The organism is Natrarchaeobius versutus, from assembly GCF_041205745.1.
GTDB lineage: Archaea > Halobacteriota > Halobacteria > Halobacteriales > Natrialbaceae > Natrarchaeobius > Natrarchaeobius versutus.
Map to the genome: position 1 here is coordinate 197,161 of NZ_JBGFCC010000006.1, position 17,726 is coordinate 214,886.

Consider the following 17,726-nt stretch of genomic DNA (forward strand, 5'->3'; position numbering starts at 1 on the left):
AGAGACAGAATGAACACGTCCGAGCGGATAACTGGACAAAACGAGGTTTCAGGGCTGTTGCGGGTAGTAGCCCTGAACTGCGATGACGTAGTTGATCGCCAGATATGGCGGCATGTTGCCGTGTGGCATTCCCTCACCGGTGTCTCTGATAGTAGTCTCGACAGACATGTCCGCACCGGATGAATCTGCGTAGATCTCGACGTCCTCAGATCGGGCGAGGTGATGTCCGCCCGGCGTTCCAGAGTTTCCCTGGGATCTACTCACCGGGAGAGTCGACTGTGCCCTGTGGGTATGTGTAGGGAGTTCGTTCGTCGTCAGTCCAACCGCTTCTTCCCCACCAGTTTCGCCGAGGTCTCGAGGAGTTCGCCCCGTTCCCTGCCCCGCTCCGATCGCGGTTCGACCGGTCAGATCGGGAACCCTGAACACTCTCTGGCCGTCCCCGCCGTAGGTCGTCCCGAGCAGACTGTACAGCGCGTTGTAGTTCTGGAGTAGGAGCTGACGACCGTCACACATCATGAATCCCTTCGGAGCGAACGTTCCGGCGAACATCTCGATTCCGCCCACGATCTGTTCGACGGAGAGCTGGGGCGCACCGACGTCCGCGTTCTCAGCCTTCGGAGCATCGCCCGATCCGCCACTCGCCACCCGGCCGGGTACCTCTCGGGAGAGCGGAGCCTCGTAGTGAACGTCGTCCGGATCGGAGCTCCCGTTCGGCGTCGGGCTGAGCGTGAGGTCGAACCACTCGCCGTCCTTGTCGACCAGACGGTACATCTTACCGTCGAGTGTCGTCCCGCCGAGACAGTCGAAAACGAGCGTGAACTGCTCCCAGTCGTCGACGACGTCCCGCGACGTCTCGAGTTCTCTCAACCGAACCTCGACGTCGTCGTTACCGTCGACTGTGAACGTCGTTTCGACGAGATCGTCGAGCGTCTGCAGCGATGGCGCCGGGCGTAATTCTTCCATCGGCCTACGTGGGAGCTACGAGATAATAACGTTGTGTCGACAAATTGCTCCGATGCGGAAACGACAGTACGCCACTCTTTCGACGAATTTTCGCAACGGCGGTGGTCCACCGGACGTATCGATTATGAAAACATCATCGATGATTTGCTGTAAAATACGTTCGAGCAGGATGTGGTTGCGCCGGTAAACCGGTACAGCGATCCGTCTCAATCGTCGGTTTCCGGTGGAACGAGCCGAACGATCGGCGCGTCGCTGTCGTCGACCGCGACGTAGAGATATGTCGTATCGGGGGCGACCGCGACGTCACGGATCCGCCAGCCACGGTCGGCCAGCAGCGGCTCGAGTTCCTCGACATCCGTGCCGTCGACGGCAAAGCGGCCGAGATACTCGCCGGCCAGGTTGCCGACGAACAGGTCACCCGCCCAGTTGGGGAACGCATCGCCGTCGTAGAACGTCGCACCGGCGGGCGGAAAGCCACCCGTGTTGCACTCCCAGTAGTAGACCGGATCGACCACGTCTTCGCGCTGGTCGGGATCGTCGCCGATCGGATCGTCCGTGCCGTACCTGCAGTCGTGGCCCACGACCGGCCAGCCGTAGTTGCCGCCCGCCTCGAGGACGTTGATCTCGTCGCCGTCCTCCTCGCCGTGTTCGCTCTGCCAAATCTCTCCCGTTTCGGGATGGACCGTCATCCCCTGGGCGTTCCGGTGGCCGTAGCTGAAGACCGCGTCTCCGCCGTCCTCGTCGACGAACGGGTTCTCCTCGGGAATCGAGCCGTCGGCCTCGAGCCGAAGCGTGGTTCCGAGGTCGTTCGTCGGGTCCTGGGAGACGTGATCCGGTCCGAACTCGTCGAACTGGCGGTCGCCGACGGTGACGTATAGCGCGTCGTCCGGGCCGAAGACAACGCGGGAGCCGTAGTGGGCGTCCGACTCGACGAACGGCTCGGCCGCGTACAATACCTCGAACTCCTCGAGGATGCCCGCCTCCGGCTCGAGTCGCCCCCGGCCGAGGTGGGTCGTCGAGTCGTCGCCGTCGGCGTCGTTCGTCGCGGCGTAGGTCAGGTAGAGCCACCGCTCGTCCGGAAAGTCGGGATGGAGGGTGACGTCGAGCAGGCCGCCCTGCCCGGCGTCGTGGACCGCCGCCGTCCCGTCGATTTCCTCGCGCGAGCCGTCCTCGCGGTCGACGAGCGAGAGCCGCCCCTCGAGTTCGGTGACGAGAAGCCGGGAGTCGTCCGGGAGGAACGCGAGCCCCCAGGGCTGGTTCAGCCCCTCCGCGACGGTCTCGATATCGAACTCGTCGGGATCCGACGGGCCGCGAAGGGAGCCGACGCAGCCGGCGTTCGCGAGCGCGCCCGCCGCGACGCCCGCTCGAAGGACCGTTCGACGCGTCGGACCGCGATCGGAATCGGTCACTCGTGGTTCACCCGTGGGCGCGTCTTCTCGAGTACGCCGTTTGACGGTTGGGGTACGTTCAGGGGATCTGATTGCTCTCGAGTCAGATGGCGCTACTCGAGTGCCGACTCGACCGCGGTCGACGCCGTCCGCGCGTTCGCCGCGAACTCGAGCATCCCGATGGCGGCGACGCAGTCGGGACAGTACACCCGCCTCACGGATTCGTACCGATCGGCGAGTTCGGGACAGGGATCCGCGGAGAGACGAATCACCCGATCGTCACGGACCGGTTCGTCACACCGGTCGCAGACGCTCTCGTCGGAGCGGTCGACGCGATCCGCGTCGGCCGCGTCGCGCTTCGAACTCATCGGCGCCGCCCCCTGTGTCGTCGACTCGAGGGCGATGAACGCCGCCGTTGTCCGCGAAACCAACGGTATCGACTGTGGAACCGCCGCCCGTGGAACCTCCGCCGTCGTCCATGGAATCGCAACAGACAGCGCTCTCGAGCCGAGTGTGTGTCGGTACCGTGGACGCTGTCGCGAACCGCAAGCTGTTCGAAGACGATACTGGGCCGTCGTGCGAGACCTTTTTGTCTCGGTGGCAGTAATGGAAACATGGCACCCAAGTGCTCGCTTGGAAGCCACACGTCTCGGGTGTCATCAGCACCCGGGGCATTTCGTACGCATGCCCCCGCGTCCGATTCTGGAGCGCGTGGCTTCCATCGTGACAGTCGCCCTGTAGGATAATATAATTACTGGTGATAGTCGAAGAAGGTCGACCGTCCGCTCGAGACGGCGAGTGTACGCCCATCCACTCGGTCGACGCCAGCTATAACTTTCTACGTGTACAAGTACGTGTATGGGGACGAAGACGATCACCGTCACGGAAGAGGCCTACGATCGCCTCAAAGAGCACAAACGAGAGGGTGAGAGTTTCACGGAGACGATTCTCCGAATCACAGGGGAGAACCGAAACGTGATGAAAGGGTTCGGTTCGTGGGAAAACACCGGTCTTCGCGACGAGGTCGAATCGTACCGCAAAGAGTACACCCGGGACCTCGAGGAGCGCGCGAATGAACTGTCTTGACACGAACGTCTTGATCGACTATCTGGAGGGGGAGCCGTACGTCGGCGAGTTTCTCGCGTCGAACGAACACACGCCGCTCTTTGCGCCGACCCCTGCGTTACACGAGACGTTCGTCGGCGCGGTTCGAACCCGTGGCGCCGACGGCCTCGAGAAAGCCCGCTCCGACCTCGATTGGGTCGAACCGGTCGAGTTGACGATCGACGGCGCCGCAGAGGCCGCGAAAATCGACTGGGAACTCCACAGCGCCGGGGAGCCGATCGGGCCGCTCGATACCCTCATCGCGGGCGTCGTTCGTGAAGCCGGCGGAACCGTCGTCACACGCGACGATCACTTCGAACGCGTCGACGGCCTGGACGTGAATCTGATCGGTGACGATGAATCGTAGCACCGCTACGATGTGCTGATCGACCCGAACGATCAGCAAATGAGTCTCATCGATCGTGTGCGCGACGGTGCCACGCCGGAGGCGTCCGCCGTCCTCGTCGCGAATCTCGTCACCCTCGTCGGCGTCCTCGTCTTCGAGTGGAACGCGGCGACGCTCGTAGCAATCTACTGGTTCGAACTCGCCGTCTTGAGTTTCTGGGCGGTCTTCCGGGCCGTCTTCGCCGGTCGTCCCTCCGAGTTCGACTCGGAGATGCTGATCGTCGGTGCGCTCGCGGACCGACCCACCGCGATTCCGATTCCGTTCACTGGAGTCGGAATACAGGTCTCGACGCTCCCGGTGATCGCCCTCCTGGCCCCGATGCTCGCGGTCGTCTGGTTCGTCGCGGGAACCCTGACCGTCGGCGTCGTCGGTTCCGGGGCGCTCGAGGGGGATGCCATCGACACCGTCACTCTCGCCGTCTTCGCGATCTTCCTCGGCGAGGGCGGCCGGACGGCTCTCGAGTACTTCTACCGGCAGGGCTATCGCGAGCACAGCGCCCAGACGGCGATCCACGGCGTGTTCTGGCGCGGCGCGGTGTTGTTTTTCGTCGGACTGTTCTGTTCGTTTTTCGCCGCGGTGGCCGATCCGTCGGTCGCCAGCGACGAGCCGATCAGCGACGCCGACCCGACGATCGCCAGTGCGCTGTTGCTGGTCGGCATCGTCCTCGCCAAGTTCGGGTTCGACCTCGTCGGCGTCTCCCGCGACCGACTGGCGGCGTTCGGCGAGTCGATCGGCGTCGACCTCGAGTCGACGGTTGAACCGCCGGCGGGCGAAGCGGTCGATACATCCCTGGCGGCCGACCATCGACGTGCCCGCCCGCCCGTCAGTGGCCGATTGCTCGCGACCACGTCTCACGCAAAACGCCACCCAACCACGTTGTTCGTCGGCGCGTTTCCCGCCGTCTTCGCGCTCCTGTTCGCGGTCGGCGGCGTCTGGTCGGGTGCAGTCGGACTCGTGATCGTGGCCGTCGCCGTTCCGCTCGTGCTCGTCCACGTCGACTACTGGCTACGGTATATGGGAATCGAGTATCGGGTTGACGACGACGCGATCGTCGCCTACGACCGACTGTTCAGAACGCCGCTGTGGCGCGTCGAGGCGTGGGACGAGAGTGGACTCCGCGTCGAACGCGATCGGATCGACCACCGGCTCGAGACGTCCACCGTCGTCGTCGAACTCCCCGATTCCGACCGACACCTGTGGCTTCCGCGATTGCGTGAGGTCGAACCGGTGCTCGAGGTGTTCGAGCGCCAGCCCGACGGCGTCGATTTCGACTAATCGGGTGTCGTCCGTGTGGTCACTGTCGTGAGGACGTTCGAGCGGTCGTGCGTGGAATGTATCGTCCGTCCGTTCGCTGTGTTCGCGGACCGATGAGGGCCGGGACGGCGTTCGATGGTCGTTTCGATCGTCGAACTTCGGCTGAGGACTCCGAATCCGCGTGGCTACTCGAGTTGCTCGTCTAACTGCTCGATCAGTTTCGTCTGCTCTTCGTTCGCCGCCGCGACGCGTTTGATCTTGGTCACGACTTCCTCCGTCCGATCGCCGGTTTCGTCGACCATCGACGCGACCTCCTCCGTCGACGCCGCCTGTTCGTCGGTCGCAACGGCCATGTCCTCTGCACCCAGCGTGGCTTCCGTGATCGCTTCGTCGATCGATTCCAGAATCTCGACCGTCTCGCTTACGTGCTCGATTCCCGCGTTCGCCTCCTCGTCGGCGGTCTCGATCCGGTCGGCGGTCTCCTCGGTGTCGTCTTTGATGTCCTTGACGAGTTCTTCGATCTCCTCGGCGTTTTGCTGTGATTCTGCGGCGAGGCTTTTGATCTCGTTGGCGACGACGGCGAACCTCGAGCCGGATTCGCCGGCTCGAGCCGCTTCGATGGAGGCGTTCAGGGCGAGCAGGTTCGTCTGGTCGGCGATGTCGTCGATCACGTCGACGATCGTGTCGATTTCGTCGATCCGCTCTTGTAATCGTGCGACGGATTCCGTCACGTCGCCGTTGGCTTCGTCGACCGTTTCCATCGCGTCGATCGCCTCGTCGGCGACGTCGGTTCCGTCGGCGGTCAACTCTCGAGCGCTGGTGGTGACCTGTTTGACTTCTTCGGCGCTGGAGGCGATCTCTTCGACGGTTGCGGAGAGATTCGACACTTCACCGACGATCTCGTTCATCGTCTCCGATTGGTCGGTGGCCAGTCCGGTGATGTCCCGTGAGCTTCTCGAGACGACCTTCGATATTTGCAGTAACTCCTCGGTGGAGACGTCGACGTCCGCCTCGGCTGTTTCGGCCGCCGAATCGCTCTCCCCGTCCGTTTGTGAGCCCATGGGATGAGTTTTCGATACCAGTTCATCAACTGTACGGCCGTTTCTGGCAGTTGACTAACTATACTGGAAGATACACATATTTCTGAACAGAGATAATGTAACGTCCAAAACGTGAAAGTGTAATACAGTACCACCGAGAACATCCATGATTGGGCCGTAATCTGAACCTATCCTGGCGTCAGATGTTAGATAAAATGTGTGCTGGGATTTGAGATGTGGCAAGAAGGTTTAATGTATTTTATCGGTATGCAGCGATCGCATGGCGACGACAGTCGAAACGGAGACGGAACGGTACCGCATCGAGTGGGACGACGACATCGATGCCGTCATCTACACCTGGACTGAGTTCGCGAGCGGCGAACAGTTTCGAGACGGCGCGAATGCGCTCCTCGAGTACGTTTCCGAGAACGACGTCACGAACGTGATCGTCGACTCGAGCGGTATTCAGGCCCACGACGACGACGACCAAGCGTGGTTGGCACGGGAGTGGACCCCGGCCATGATCGACGCCGGAATGGAGTACAACGTCGTCGTTCACAAAGAGAGCATCATCTCGGAGATGGACGTGGAGGCGCTGATGGAGTCACTCGAGGAACTTCCCTACGAATCGACGGTGACGGTCAGCATGGCGGAGGCTCGAGACTGGATCGCGAACAGGTAATCCGCTCGACGCGGCTACGGTTTGTGACATCTTGACGAGTGCCGTCGCTCGTGATCGTCTTACGTCGATACTCTGCGTCCGAAACTCGGTTACTGAATGTGACCTTCGCGGCGCAACTGGTCGGCGTCGGCCTTCTCGTAGCGCCAGGTGATGTCGGCCTTCTCGTCCTGCCAGTCCCAGGGCTCGACGAGCACGACGTCGTCCTCGCGGATCCAGATGCGCTTTTGCATCTTGCCGGGAATGCGTGCCGTTCGTTCCGTTCCGTCGGCACACCGTACTTTCACCCGATTCGCCCCGAGCATGTTGGTGACGGTCGCGAAGACCTCGTCGTCTTCCGGCATCCGGAGATTCTTCCGACCGCCCTCACCGTCGTCGCTCATGGCTCGAGGTTTACGTCGGAGCCGTTTAACGCTTTATCGATTTCCCGACGAGAGTGTCGTCGCCCCGTGACGATACGGACTGCCACACCGATGTATCGGGGCGACCGCGAGCCGTCCTGCGGTCGCCCCGGAAATGACGTCCAGCAGTCCGTAGAAACCACGCGTTTTACGTCCCCCGCCCCGAGTCGTCGCATATGCTCGACAAACTGGGGCCGCTCGGGATCGTGGGAATCGTGATCCTGCTTTCCGGAATCGGACTCGTCGCGTACGTCGATTTTCGCATCGCTGCGGGGCTCGCGTTGATCCTCGCCGGAATGGGATTGGTCGTGAAGTCACTGGTCACGGGGATGCTCCAGAGTTTCGGGATGTTCTGACGGCGACGAGATTGGACGCCCCCATCGGGTCCGAAGCCAACGATCCAAGATCCAACAATTTTCTCGTCTCCTCACCCACGATTCGTACGGGGTATACGCTTCACTACTACGATCTCGTGGTAGCCCGTATCGCCGTGGGCATCGCCTTCGTTGGCCACGCGCTGTTCGTCGACGGTCCCGTCGACGAGCCCGAGGACGTCACCGAGAAAGTCGAACTCGAGATGGTAGCTCAGGTGGTCTCGTCCGTCACGTCGACCGAGTAGCGTTCGTGGCCGCGGTTTCGTGACCGACTTCTCTGTAGTCGGTACTCGGTGTTCCTCCCACAACCGTTATACTCGTTCCCACCAAAAGTGGGAACATGGTGAAAGTGGACTCGAAAGGACGAGTCGTCCTCCCGCAGGAGGTCCGAGAGCGCCTCGGGATTACACCCGGGTCGGAAGTAGAGATCCACGAGGAGGACGGAAAGGCAGTGGTCGAACCAGAAGACGATCCCGAACAGATCATCGAACGCATGGAACGTCTCGTTGCGGAAACCGCTTCAGAGCGAGGGGAGACGACCCCGCTCGACCGAGGCGGTGACCCGATTGCCCGGAAGCACCGAGTTGCTATTCGACGAGGGGCAGGGAAAAACAGCGATGAATAACGCATGAGTGACACCAGCGACCCGTATCTTTTCGACGTCGGGGTAATCGCTCTCGCACACACGGAGACGCCGGTTCGTGACGGTGCCCTCTCGTACGTCAGAGATGCCATTGCGGGTGAGATCGATGCCGTCGTGCCATATCCCGCGCTATTCGGCGCACATACTGTCCTGACGACGTACTACGGGAAATCGAACGCGGATGCGTCCCGGCTACTGCAAAATTTCGCGGACGCAAAGCGTATTCACTGGTACGACAGGATGCCCGCCGACGTCGTTCGAGGTGGATTTTCTCGGTCGAGTGAAGCGAACGTCGACGGGTGGGATGGGTACTACGCGCAGGTAGCAATTGACGAAGGCGTAAACACCGTGTTGACGATCGACGACGACTTCGAACGGTTCGAGGAGTTCGATACCGAGGTTATTCTCTCACACGACGAATTTAGCGAACTGAACCGGTTTCTTGGAAACTGACTCCTCTCATCACAGCGAAACCGTGATACCCGATTCTGGTATCGAACGCGCGCTGTCCGCCAACGGCCCGTCGGGGAGTCCGACGATCTGCTCGAGGAGGTCGAACTCGAGGACGTAACGACGGTACTCTCGCCCGTCAAATTGGCCGACTAGGGGCGGTCGAACGCACTCCGTTATACTTCGTTGTCGCCCGCCCGGTGCTCGCTGATGAGCTGATCGACCATCGCCGCCTTCCTGTCGAGTTCGCGCTCTCGAGCCAGCTCGTGCCAGTCGTCGATAACCGCCTCGACGTCTTCTTCGCGGGCGACTGCGAGTTCGTCGACTTCCTGCATGGCGACGTCGCCGGCGGGGCCGACCGGGACGTCAGCCTCGAACAGAATTTCGTCGGCGACCTCCGAGAGCCCGCCGTCTTTCAGAACGACGCGGGGATCGAAGTCGGCCAGCAGTTCGGCGGTCGATCGCCCCGCTCCGCTGGCGTCTCGCAGGTAGACGACGTCGCCGGCCGCGATGCCGTACTGGTCGTCGGCCTCTCGAATAGCGCCTTTGGTGAACTTCTCGACGACTTTCACCGGGACGAGCCCCTCCTTCTCGGCGGAGACGTCACTGAAGTTCGAGTGATCGAGCTTCCACAGCGCTTTCATCCGCTCGACTTTCTTCTCGAGCGTCTCGATCTCCTCGCGGGCCTCGTCGCGCTCTCGCTCGAGTCGATTCGCCTTGCGATCGAGGCGGCTCACCTCGCGCTCTTTCCGGACTTTCTTTCGCTCTTCGCGTTTGGAGACGGTGAGTTCGGCCTCGAGGTCGTCGATCCGGTCGTCGCGTTCTTCGAGCCGATCCTCGAGCGTGCCGACGTGTGACTGGAGGCGTTCGACCTGGCGCTCTAAATCCTTGATTCGCTTTTCCTCTTCGGTGAGCTCTCTCGGCTCGTGTTCCGTGGACTCCTCGTCGGACTCCTCGTCGTCGTTTAGGTCCGTGAGGACGGCCTCGACGCTCTCCTCGCCGGCGACGACGCGGGCGGTGACCTCGTCGCGGTCGATCCCCGGTGGGAGCTTTCGGGCGATGCGCTCGAACTGGTCCTCGTGGTGGTCGAAGGCGTACAGGGCGGCGGCCATCGCGTCGCGCTGGTGGTCGTCGTCGTAGGGGTTCTCGCGGGTACGGTGTTGTTTCTCGTCGATCGGCAGGTCCCGTTCGGGTTTCCAGCCCGCGGCGTCGAAGCTTCGACGGAACTTCTCGACCGTTTCGGGCATCGGCGTCACGTCAGCGGCGACGACGATCGGCCGCCCGCGCTCGACGATCCACTCGATCACCGCGGCGGTGTCGCTCGTCCGGGAACTCCAGACGTCTAACACCTCCCCCTCGAGACTGACGATGGCGACTGCGGTCGTCGTCCCGGGGTCGATGCCGACGATGACGTGATCGCGGCGCTTTGCGAGGGGGCGAAACTCGATCCCGTCCCGGCGGGTGCGCTCGATTTCGACGCGCACGTCGCCCGAACGCGCCCGAGAGACCGGAATGCCGCTGGGTCGTGCCTCGACGGTGAACACCGCGTTCGCGTAGCCGCCGTAGGACTCCCGGACTTCCTTCTCGTACTCGAGGTTCGCATCGTCGAGGTCGGACTCGACCTGGCGGGATCGGCGTTTGACCGAGCCGTGGATGCGGCGGGTGTAGCGGTCCTCGCTCCAGCCGCCGCTTCCGGTCGAGCGCCCGCGGGCGACTTTGACTTCGGTGGTGTCGGTGAACGCCGACACCTCGTAGCCGACGTTGTGGGCGGCGAGCCTTGCGGCGGCCTCGGCTTCTTTCATCGGCTCCTTACCGTAGGGGATGCCGTGGCGTTTGGCGACGCGGGAGAGTGGTTCGGGCCGTTCGTCGCCGGTCACCTGGACCAGCTTCGTGTCCGCGGGGAGCGAGCCGAGAAAGTGGACGAGCTGGTCTTTGTCCGCGGCTAGCTCGTACATGTTGTCCGTCGCGACGATCGCCGGCTCCTCGTCGTCGATCAGCCGCCGGAGTTTCCGGTGGGAGACGACGTCGCGGTCGACCTCCTCGCCGTCGTACTCGACCAGTGCGTAGGAGGGGGCGTCGCCGCGTACGTCACCGCTCTGAACGTCGACACCGAAGACGACTGCATCGAGCGCACTCGTTCGCGTACTCACGGGAGAGTGTAGGGACGAGTCGGGTATAAATCCGGCGCGGGTCTGGAACCCGATCTGAACCCCGAGAGCCGTTCGAGAGGGATACTATCGACTCGGAAACGGTAGTCTCGAGGCACCGCTTTGGCTTCTCGAGCGCGCGATTCGCGTTCGTGGCCTTCTATGCACTATTTTATCCGTGGTAATAATTCTAACATTTATTATTCTAGAATAAAATTTCATATTCTATGACGAGTAAGTATGTCTGGAGGGTCGTCGAAGACCCTACATCTATCGCGGCTAGACGGCGCGTCTCGTCGCGGGATGCAGACGAAGACTATGACCGAGAATACGAATCCATCCGATCGAGGCGAACAGACGAGCGGCGGACATCGAAGCATATCGACGTCGCGTCGAACCATCATGAAGGCGACCGGTGCGAGCGTGCTGGCGGTTGGCGGTCTCGGGACCGTCGCCGGCAGCGCGGCGGCCCAGGACGTCGAACTCCCGCCGCTGGCGCGCGACGGGAACAAGATCGTCGATCCGAGCGGGAACGAGGTTATCCTGCGGGGCGTCAACATCGCCGATCCCGGCGAACAGAGCCGTGACTGGCGCGGCCAGACCGCACCCGAGACGTTCGAACTGGCGACCGACGAAAGCGAAGGTTGGTACACGAATATCGTCCGCATCCCCGTCCAGGCCGAGTTCATCGCCGCCGGTACGCAGGCGCCGGAACCCGGACAGATGCCCCACGGGGACGACTGGGGGCCGCTGCTGCCTGGCTCGTTCGACGCGAGCGATGTCGAGTGGTACTGTCAGACCTATCTCGACGAACTCGTCGACATGGGCGCCGAGCGCGGCGCCTACGTGATGATCGACTACCACCGCCACTATCCGGTCTTCCACCAGGAAGACCACGCGGGCCACGACATTCCCTACGACACCTGGCAGTGTGATTCGGACGGCGGCGAAGACTGGCGCAACCCGGAAGTCTGTGGCGAACGCGGCCCGCTCTGGCACGGCGAGGACCAGGTCGACGACATCTGGGCCCTCATCGACGAGCAAAACATTCTCGAGGCGTACGACTTAGACGAGGACGACATCTACCTCGAGCCGCCGGAGGTCTCGAACGCACTCGACGAGGAACTGCACACGTTCTGGGAGGTCGTCGCCGACCGGTACGCGGGAGACCACCACGTCATCTTCGACGTCTACAACGAACCGACCGGTCCGTACGGCGGCGACTGGGGCGGCCCGGAACGACAGGCGGGCGAACTCTCCTTCCCGGAGGAGGCACCTGGAGACGCGGAAGGGGACTACGACGTCCGAGTGGACGAGATGAAAGCCTGGTACGACCTCTGGCGCGAACGGGCGCAGCCGTGGGTCGACACGGTCGAGGACAACGCACCTGGCCACCTCATCACGATCGGCAGCCCACGCTGGAGCCAGTACGCCTACTGGGCGCCGTACAACGAGTTCGACGCCGAAAACATGTGTTACACGGCCCACGTCTACACCCAACAGGACATGCGGCCGCTGGGCGACTACATCGGCGAACCGTCCGAGCACGTCCCGATCTTCTTCAGCGAGTTCGGCTGGATCGAAGGCGGCGGCAAGGAAGTCGATACGCCGTGGATGGACTGTACCACCGATCCGGATCAGGACCCCGAAGACGCCGACTGTGAGCCGTTCATCCAGGGCTACGAGGAGTTCCTCATGGAGTACGACGTGCATCCACTGGCCTGGTGTTTCGATCACAGTTGGGAGCCACACATGTTCGAACACGGTGACCCCGGTCCGGGCGGTCAGTCCGGCGCACCCGATGCCGACGACTGGATGAACTACCTCAACGACGAGACACCCGGTGTCTGGTGGCACGAGTGGAATCAGCAGATGGCCGGCGACCGCGACGAGTTCGCACCCGGCGACGAGCCGTACCCCGACGCCGACAACAGCAAGAACCCGCTGCACGAGGGTCCGGATCCGATCGGCGAGACCGGCGACGGTATCCAGGTCGGCGAGCACACCGCTGAGGACACCACCGACGACGGCCTGCACAACGACTTCACCGGCGACGGCGAAACCACCCACGACGACGTGACCGCCTTCTTCGAGAATCTCGAGGACGAAAACGTCCAGACCAATCCCGACGCGTTCGACTTCGCCGGAGACGGCGAGGTCGGGTTCGCGGATATCGTAGAGATGCTCAACCACGTCTGAGCACACAGCGACGCCGTCGAGACGCCGCAGGTCAGCGTCGACCAACACCCATTCTATTCTGGAGAACAGCTCTAATATTAATTTATTCAGATGATAAAAAATCTTATTATCTGTCGGGTAATAGCTGTAATATGTTCTCCATCCATCGCTGGCGGGCACGGGCAGTATCGGAGACCACCAGCGTGGAATCGGAGACAGCAAGCGAGGAGTCCCCCAGAATGAACGACGACACCACGAACCACGCGACAGACGAAGAGCCCACAGAAGACCGCACACCGACCTCACGCCGGACGTTCATCAAAGCCGCCGGCGCGAGCGCAGGCGCGCTCACACTCGGTGCCTCAGCAGCATCCGCACAGGACGTTTCAACCATCGTCACCGAACTGGCTGACGAGCAGGTCGATCCCGGTGAGACGACGACCGCAACGGTTTCACTCGAGGACGTGCCAGTCGGCTCGGCCGGTGCAAACGTCACGCTCGAGGTCGACCCCGACGTTGCACTGATTACTGAAATCGACATCAATAACTCGTTGCTCGAACTCGAGCTGAACGACGAGATCGAGGAGGCAGGCGGCGGCGTCGACTCGATCATGCTCACACGGATCGCCGACATCGAGGAATCCGAAGTCGAAATCGGGACCTATCACCTCGAAGCCCAAGATGAGGGCGAAACGACCCTCGAACTCGATGAATTCGCACTCACGGATCCGGACAGCAACGTCGTCAGGGAAGCCAACCACGACGCCCCGACGCTGACCGTTGGCGAGCCCGACGACGATCCATCGCCACCGAGTACGCCGACGGATCTCGAGGTCGTCTCGACGAGCGAGAGTTCCATCGAAGTCGACTGGAGCGCCGACGCGAACGCGACCAGCTACAACGTGTATCTCGATGGCAGCCTCGAGGACGAAACCAGTGCCACCGACGCAACGCTGACCGGTCTCGACGCCGACACCGAGTACGAAATCGGCGTCAGCGCTGTCGGCGACGACGGCGACGAGACGAGTACGACGACGGTCTCAGCGACGACCGACGAGGAAGACGACGAGCCGCCGGAAACGACGACGGTAACCGTCGATCTGGCAGACGGCGAGATCGAAACTGACGAGACGACGACCGTCGACCTCGGCCTCTCGGAGGCACCAGACGGCCTGCTCGGCTTTACCGTCGATCTCACCATCGACGACAGCATCGTCTCGATTGCCGATGCAGATATCAGCGAGCCGTTCCCAGACACCTCCAGCCCGATCAGCTACGTCGATATCGAGGGCGACACCGTCCGCCTGAGCGCCATCGAACCGCTCGACCCCGGCACGACCGACATCGAGTTCGGTCACGTCGAACTCGAGGGCGAAGCCGACGGCGAGACCGACATCGAGGTCGAAGTCGTCCGTCTCGAGGATCTCGACGACGACGATATCGCAGCAGAAACCCAGTCCGAATCGCTGCGCGTAACTGGTGAGGACCCACCGGAAACGCCGACGGTCACGGTCGACCCCGCTGACGACGAGATCGACACCGATGAGACGACGACCGTCGACCTCGGCCTCACCGAGGCACCAGACGGCCTGCTCGGCTTTACCGTCGATCTCAGTATCGACGACAGCATCGTAGCGATCACCGATGCGGACATCAGCGAGCCGTTCCCGGACACCTCCAGCCCGATCAGCTACGTCGATATCGAAGGCGACACCGTCCGCCTGAGCGCCATCGAACCGCTCGACCCCGGCACGACCGACATCGAGTTCGGTCACGTCGAACTCGAGGGACAGGCAAACGGCGACACCGACATCGAGGTCGAAGTTGTCCGTCTCGAGGATCTCGATGACGACGATATCGTTGCTGAGACCGAATCTGCCATCCTCTCGGTCGTGGGTGAGCCGGTCGACGAAGCGCCGGTCGTCCCCGAGGACCTCGAGGTCGTCTCGACGACCGAGAGTTCGATCGAGGTCTCGTGGAGCGCCGACGCGAACGCGGCCAGCTTCAACGTCTACCTCGAGGGGACCCTCGACAGCGACACCACGACCACCAGCGCGACGATCACGGGTCTCGATGACGACACCAGCTACGAGATCGGCGTCAGCGCTGTCGACGACGACGGCGAGGAAACCGACACCGCGACGGTGACGGCAACGACCGACGAGGACGACACCGACCCAGGCGAACCGGGCGACTACCCAACCTGGGAACCGGACGTCCTCTACCAGCAAGGCGACCGCGTCTCCTGGGACGGCGAAAACTGGGAAGCCAAGTGGACGAACGAGGGTCAAGAGCCCGAGTACGACGTCAACGGCACCTGGGAACCACTCGACGGCGAGATTCCGCTCGAAGACGATCTAGCCGAACTGCAGCCCTCGAGTACGTCCGTCTCGGCCGGCGAGCGCCTCGAGTTCAGCGTCAGCGACACGTCACCGAACGACGCCTGGATCGAATCCCTCGAGTGGGACTTCGGCGACGGCACGACCGGCAGTGGCTGGTGGAACGACCACACCTACGACTCGAGCGGGACCTACACGGTAACGCTCACCGCGACGGACCAGCTCGGTCGTCAGTCGACTGACGAAGTCGAAATCACCGTTTCCTGATCGGAGTGGAACCGACAGCGGGATAACTGATATCCCGACCTGTTGCGGACGACACACCACACAGCCGGCGCGTGGCGCCATCCGTTCGACAGAACGATCGGATGGTTTTGCCGTCTACAAAACTTCTAACCCACCCGGATAATATTTATACTAATTACCATTAGATATAAATGGCGATCGAGTGATCCGATCACAAGTGCACTCGAGGTGTGGCCCGATACCGTCTGCAACCGGTGTGATCGATCACTCGAGCGAGATGGTGACACGATATATGAGACACATGAAATCCAAGACGACGCACGGAGAACACGGCGAGGACGCAGCGTCCGGGGACGAACCACTCACAGGTCGAGACGACGACCAGGAGTCAACAACGGCTCTCGAGCGACGCGACTACCTGCGAGGGATCGGGTTTGCAGGACTGGTCAGCGGACTCGGTGGACTCGGAGTTGGTGCTGGCGCTACTGGAAGTGCCCTCGCACAGGAGTCGTGGGAGGCTGCGGCCGACGAGCGAATCGAACACCACCGAATGGGTGACCTCGAAGTCAGCGTCGAGACCGAGGACGGCTCCCCTGTCGCGGACGCAACGGTCGAGATCGAACAGCAAGAACACGAGTTCGGGTTCGGGACGGCCGTCCACGCCGAGTTCCTCCTCGAGGGCAGTGAGTGGGGGGACGATATCTACAGCGAGACTGACAGGCAGAACTACGAAGCGGCAATCGAGGGCCACTTCAACATGATCGTCCTCGAGAACGTCCACAAGTGGCACCTCTGGGAGGAGAATACCGAAATCGCCGACGGGGCAGTCGAGTGGGCGCGCGAACGCGATATGGACGTTCGCGGTCACGTTGCGCTGTGGGGCAACGTCGACGCCTGGGCGATACCACCCCGGGTAGTCGAGGCGATGGGCGACCCGTGGGCCAGCGAGTGGGAGGAAGCTGGCGAGCCGGACTACGATCCGGACTACGTCGTTGCCGAGGCGATGAACCACATCGAGGCGGTCATCGGTCACTACGGCGACGACATACAGGAGTGGGAGATCAAAAACGAGGTCATCCACGAGACGGCGATGATCGAAGCCGTCGAAGGCCAGGGCGTCGACCCAGTCACCGCCGAGGTGCTTGGCGACTGGTACGAACACGCCGAAGACGTCGCGAATCAACACGGCGTCGATATCGCCGTCAACGACTACAACACGCTCGTCGGTCCCTACGAAGAAACTCGAGACGACTACGAGCGCCAGATCGACTATCTGGTCAACGACCGCGGCATCGACCTCGACGGCATCGGCTTCCAGAGTCACTTCGGGTACGACGAGCGACTCGAAGCCGGCGAGATCATGGATAGCCTCGACCGGTTCGCCGACTACGGGGCGGGCCTGCGCTCGACCGAGTTCGACATGTTCCAGGGCAACTGGAGCGAAAGCGAACAGGCCGAGTTCATGCACCTATTCTTGAAGCAGTTTTTCAGCCACCCCGACGCCGAGGACTTCCTCATGTGGGGAATCTGGGACCCAATCCACTGGGGCGACGAACTCGAGGAGGATCAGGACGCGCCGCTGTACGACGAGAATTGGAACGAGAAACCGGCCTATCAGGAGTACGTGGACCTCGTCTTCGACGAGTGGTGGACCGACGAGTCGGGTCTCACAGATGCCAGCGGCGAGTTCGAGACGGCAGTGTTCCACGGCGACCAGGAAGTCACGGTCACCGTCAACGGCGAATCGACGACCCAGCAGGTCTCCGTTACCGACGCCGACGCGCCCGTGCAGTTGGAAATCACAGTCGACGAGAACGGCGACGGTGACCCCGTCGTCGGCGACTACACACCCGAAGATACGACCGGCGACGGCCTGCGCAACGATTTTACTGGTGATGGCCAGACCACCCACGACGACGTGACCGCCTTCTTCGAGAACCTCGAGGACGATGGAATCCAGCAGAATCCACACGACTTCGATTTCACTGCAAACGGCGAGGTCGGCTTCGCGGACGTCGTCGAACTGCTTCGTGCCGTGTAGGATGTCACGTCCGGGAGCGACGCCCCATACCCAATATTATTTTATCTTGATACTAGTTAGTTTTAAGACAATA

17 protein-coding genes are annotated in these 17,726 nt (G+C 62.1%); 11 read left to right on the forward strand and 6 right to left on the reverse strand.

From position 1 onward, the window contains the following. Positions 1 to 48: 48 nt before the first annotated feature. From AB7C87_RS14855 to AB7C87_RS14865, 3 genes are all read right to left on the reverse strand, one after another. The gene (locus AB7C87_RS14855; protein ID WP_369730267.1) at positions 49 to 963 is read right to left on the reverse strand and encodes a phage tail protein; all 915 of its coding nucleotides are present in this window, start codon (positions 961 to 963) and stop codon (positions 49 to 51) included. Positions 964 to 1,169: 206 nt separating this feature from the next. Continuing rightward, on the reverse strand, positions 1,170 to 2,372 hold the full coding sequence (locus AB7C87_RS14860; protein WP_369730268.1) for a PQQ-dependent sugar dehydrogenase: 1,203 nt from the start codon (positions 2,370 to 2,372) through the stop codon (positions 1,170 to 1,172). A 92-nt stretch (positions 2,373 to 2,464) separates the two neighbouring features. Continuing rightward, complete coding sequence (locus AB7C87_RS14865; RefSeq protein ID WP_369730269.1) at positions 2,465 to 2,782, reverse strand: hypothetical protein; 318 nt, start codon at positions 2,780 to 2,782, stop codon at positions 2,465 to 2,467. A gap of 427 nt (positions 2,783 to 3,209) precedes the next feature. Between AB7C87_RS14865 and AB7C87_RS14870 the strand changes: the two genes are divergently transcribed. The 3 genes from AB7C87_RS14870 to AB7C87_RS14880 are packed head-to-tail and all read left to right on the forward strand — an operon-like array spanning position 3,210 to position 5,136. Continuing rightward, entirely contained in the window at positions 3,210 to 3,437 is a 228-nt protein-coding gene (locus AB7C87_RS14870; protein ID WP_149080211.1) for an antitoxin VapB family protein, read from the forward strand. Further along, positions 3,424 to 3,822, forward strand: a complete 399-nt coding sequence (locus tag AB7C87_RS14875; RefSeq protein WP_369730270.1) for a type II toxin-antitoxin system VapC family toxin — start codon at positions 3,424 to 3,426, stop codon at positions 3,820 to 3,822. The genes AB7C87_RS14870 and AB7C87_RS14875 overlap by 14 nt, the downstream gene beginning before the upstream one ends. A 39-nt stretch (positions 3,823 to 3,861) precedes the next feature. Further along, positions 3,862 to 5,136: a DUF6498-containing protein gene (locus AB7C87_RS14880; RefSeq protein WP_369730271.1), complete on the forward strand. Its 1,275-nt coding sequence runs from the start codon at positions 3,862 to 3,864 to the stop codon at positions 5,134 to 5,136. 164 nt (positions 5,137 to 5,300) lie between these two features. Here AB7C87_RS14880 and AB7C87_RS14885 read toward each other — a convergent pair whose 3' ends face one another. Next, positions 5,301 to 6,176, reverse strand: coding sequence for a methyl-accepting chemotaxis protein (locus tag AB7C87_RS14885; protein WP_369730272.1), 876 nt, complete (start codon positions 6,174 to 6,176; stop codon positions 5,301 to 5,303). Between the two features lie 259 nt (positions 6,177 to 6,435). Between AB7C87_RS14885 and AB7C87_RS14890 the strand changes: the two genes are divergently transcribed. Next, the gene (locus tag AB7C87_RS14890) at positions 6,436 to 6,837 is read left to right on the forward strand and encodes a hypothetical protein (protein WP_369730273.1); all 402 of its coding nucleotides are present in this window, start codon (positions 6,436 to 6,438) and stop codon (positions 6,835 to 6,837) included. Between the two features lie 89 nt (positions 6,838 to 6,926). Here the strand turns inward: AB7C87_RS14890 and eif1A are convergent, their stop codons facing one another. After that, on the reverse strand, positions 6,927 to 7,217 hold the full coding sequence (eif1A, locus tag AB7C87_RS14895) for a translation initiation factor eIF-1A (protein WP_369730274.1): 291 nt from the start codon (positions 7,215 to 7,217) through the stop codon (positions 6,927 to 6,929). A gap of 194 nt (positions 7,218 to 7,411) precedes the next feature. Between eif1A and AB7C87_RS14900 the strand changes: the two genes are divergently transcribed. The 4 genes from AB7C87_RS14900 to AB7C87_RS14915 all read left to right on the forward strand — a co-directional run bounded on the left by AB7C87_RS14900 (position 7,412) and on the right by AB7C87_RS14915 (position 8,705). Continuing rightward, positions 7,412 to 7,591, forward strand: a complete 180-nt coding sequence (locus AB7C87_RS14900; RefSeq protein ID WP_369730275.1) for a DUF7470 family protein — start codon at positions 7,412 to 7,414, stop codon at positions 7,589 to 7,591. Positions 7,592 to 7,725: 134 nt separating this feature from the next. Further along, entirely contained in the window at positions 7,726 to 7,854 is a 129-nt protein-coding gene (locus AB7C87_RS14905; RefSeq protein WP_369730276.1) for a hypothetical protein, read from the forward strand. A gap of 95 nt (positions 7,855 to 7,949) precedes the next feature. Further along, positions 7,950 to 8,234, forward strand: a complete 285-nt coding sequence (locus AB7C87_RS14910) for an AbrB/MazE/SpoVT family DNA-binding domain-containing protein (RefSeq protein ID WP_369730277.1) — start codon at positions 7,950 to 7,952, stop codon at positions 8,232 to 8,234. Between the two features lie 3 nt (positions 8,235 to 8,237). Next, positions 8,238 to 8,705, forward strand: a complete 468-nt coding sequence (locus AB7C87_RS14915; protein ID WP_369730278.1) for a hypothetical protein — start codon at positions 8,238 to 8,240, stop codon at positions 8,703 to 8,705. Positions 8,706 to 8,878: 173 nt separating this feature from the next. On the opposite strand, the gene AB7C87_RS14920 is transcribed toward AB7C87_RS14915, so the two are convergent. Beyond that, a complete protein-coding gene (locus tag AB7C87_RS14920) occupies positions 8,879 to 10,852 on the reverse strand; it encodes a DUF460 domain-containing protein (RefSeq protein ID WP_369730279.1) in 1,974 nt (657 codons plus the stop codon). A gap of 399 nt (positions 10,853 to 11,251) precedes the next feature. Here AB7C87_RS14920 and AB7C87_RS14925 point away from each other — a divergent pair, with 399 nt between their 5' ends. The 3 genes from AB7C87_RS14925 (at position 11,252) to AB7C87_RS14935 (ending at position 17,653) form a co-directional block, all read left to right on the forward strand. After that, positions 11,252 to 13,048 (forward strand): cellulase family glycosylhydrolase, encoded by a 1,797-nt coding sequence (locus tag AB7C87_RS14925; RefSeq protein ID WP_369730280.1) that lies wholly within the window; start codon positions 11,252 to 11,254, stop codon positions 13,046 to 13,048. Positions 13,049 to 13,266: 218 nt separating this feature from the next. Beyond that, positions 13,267 to 15,633 carry a fibronectin type III domain-containing protein gene (locus AB7C87_RS14930; protein WP_369730281.1) on the forward strand — a complete coding sequence of 789 codons (2,367 nt, stop codon included), beginning with the start codon at positions 13,267 to 13,269 and terminating at the stop codon, positions 15,631 to 15,633. 280 nt (positions 15,634 to 15,913) lie between these two features. Then, positions 15,914 to 17,653 carry an endo-1,4-beta-xylanase gene (locus AB7C87_RS14935; protein ID WP_369730282.1) on the forward strand — a complete coding sequence of 580 codons (1,740 nt, stop codon included), beginning with the start codon at positions 15,914 to 15,916 and terminating at the stop codon, positions 17,651 to 17,653. Positions 17,654 to 17,726: the final 73 nt, after the last annotated feature.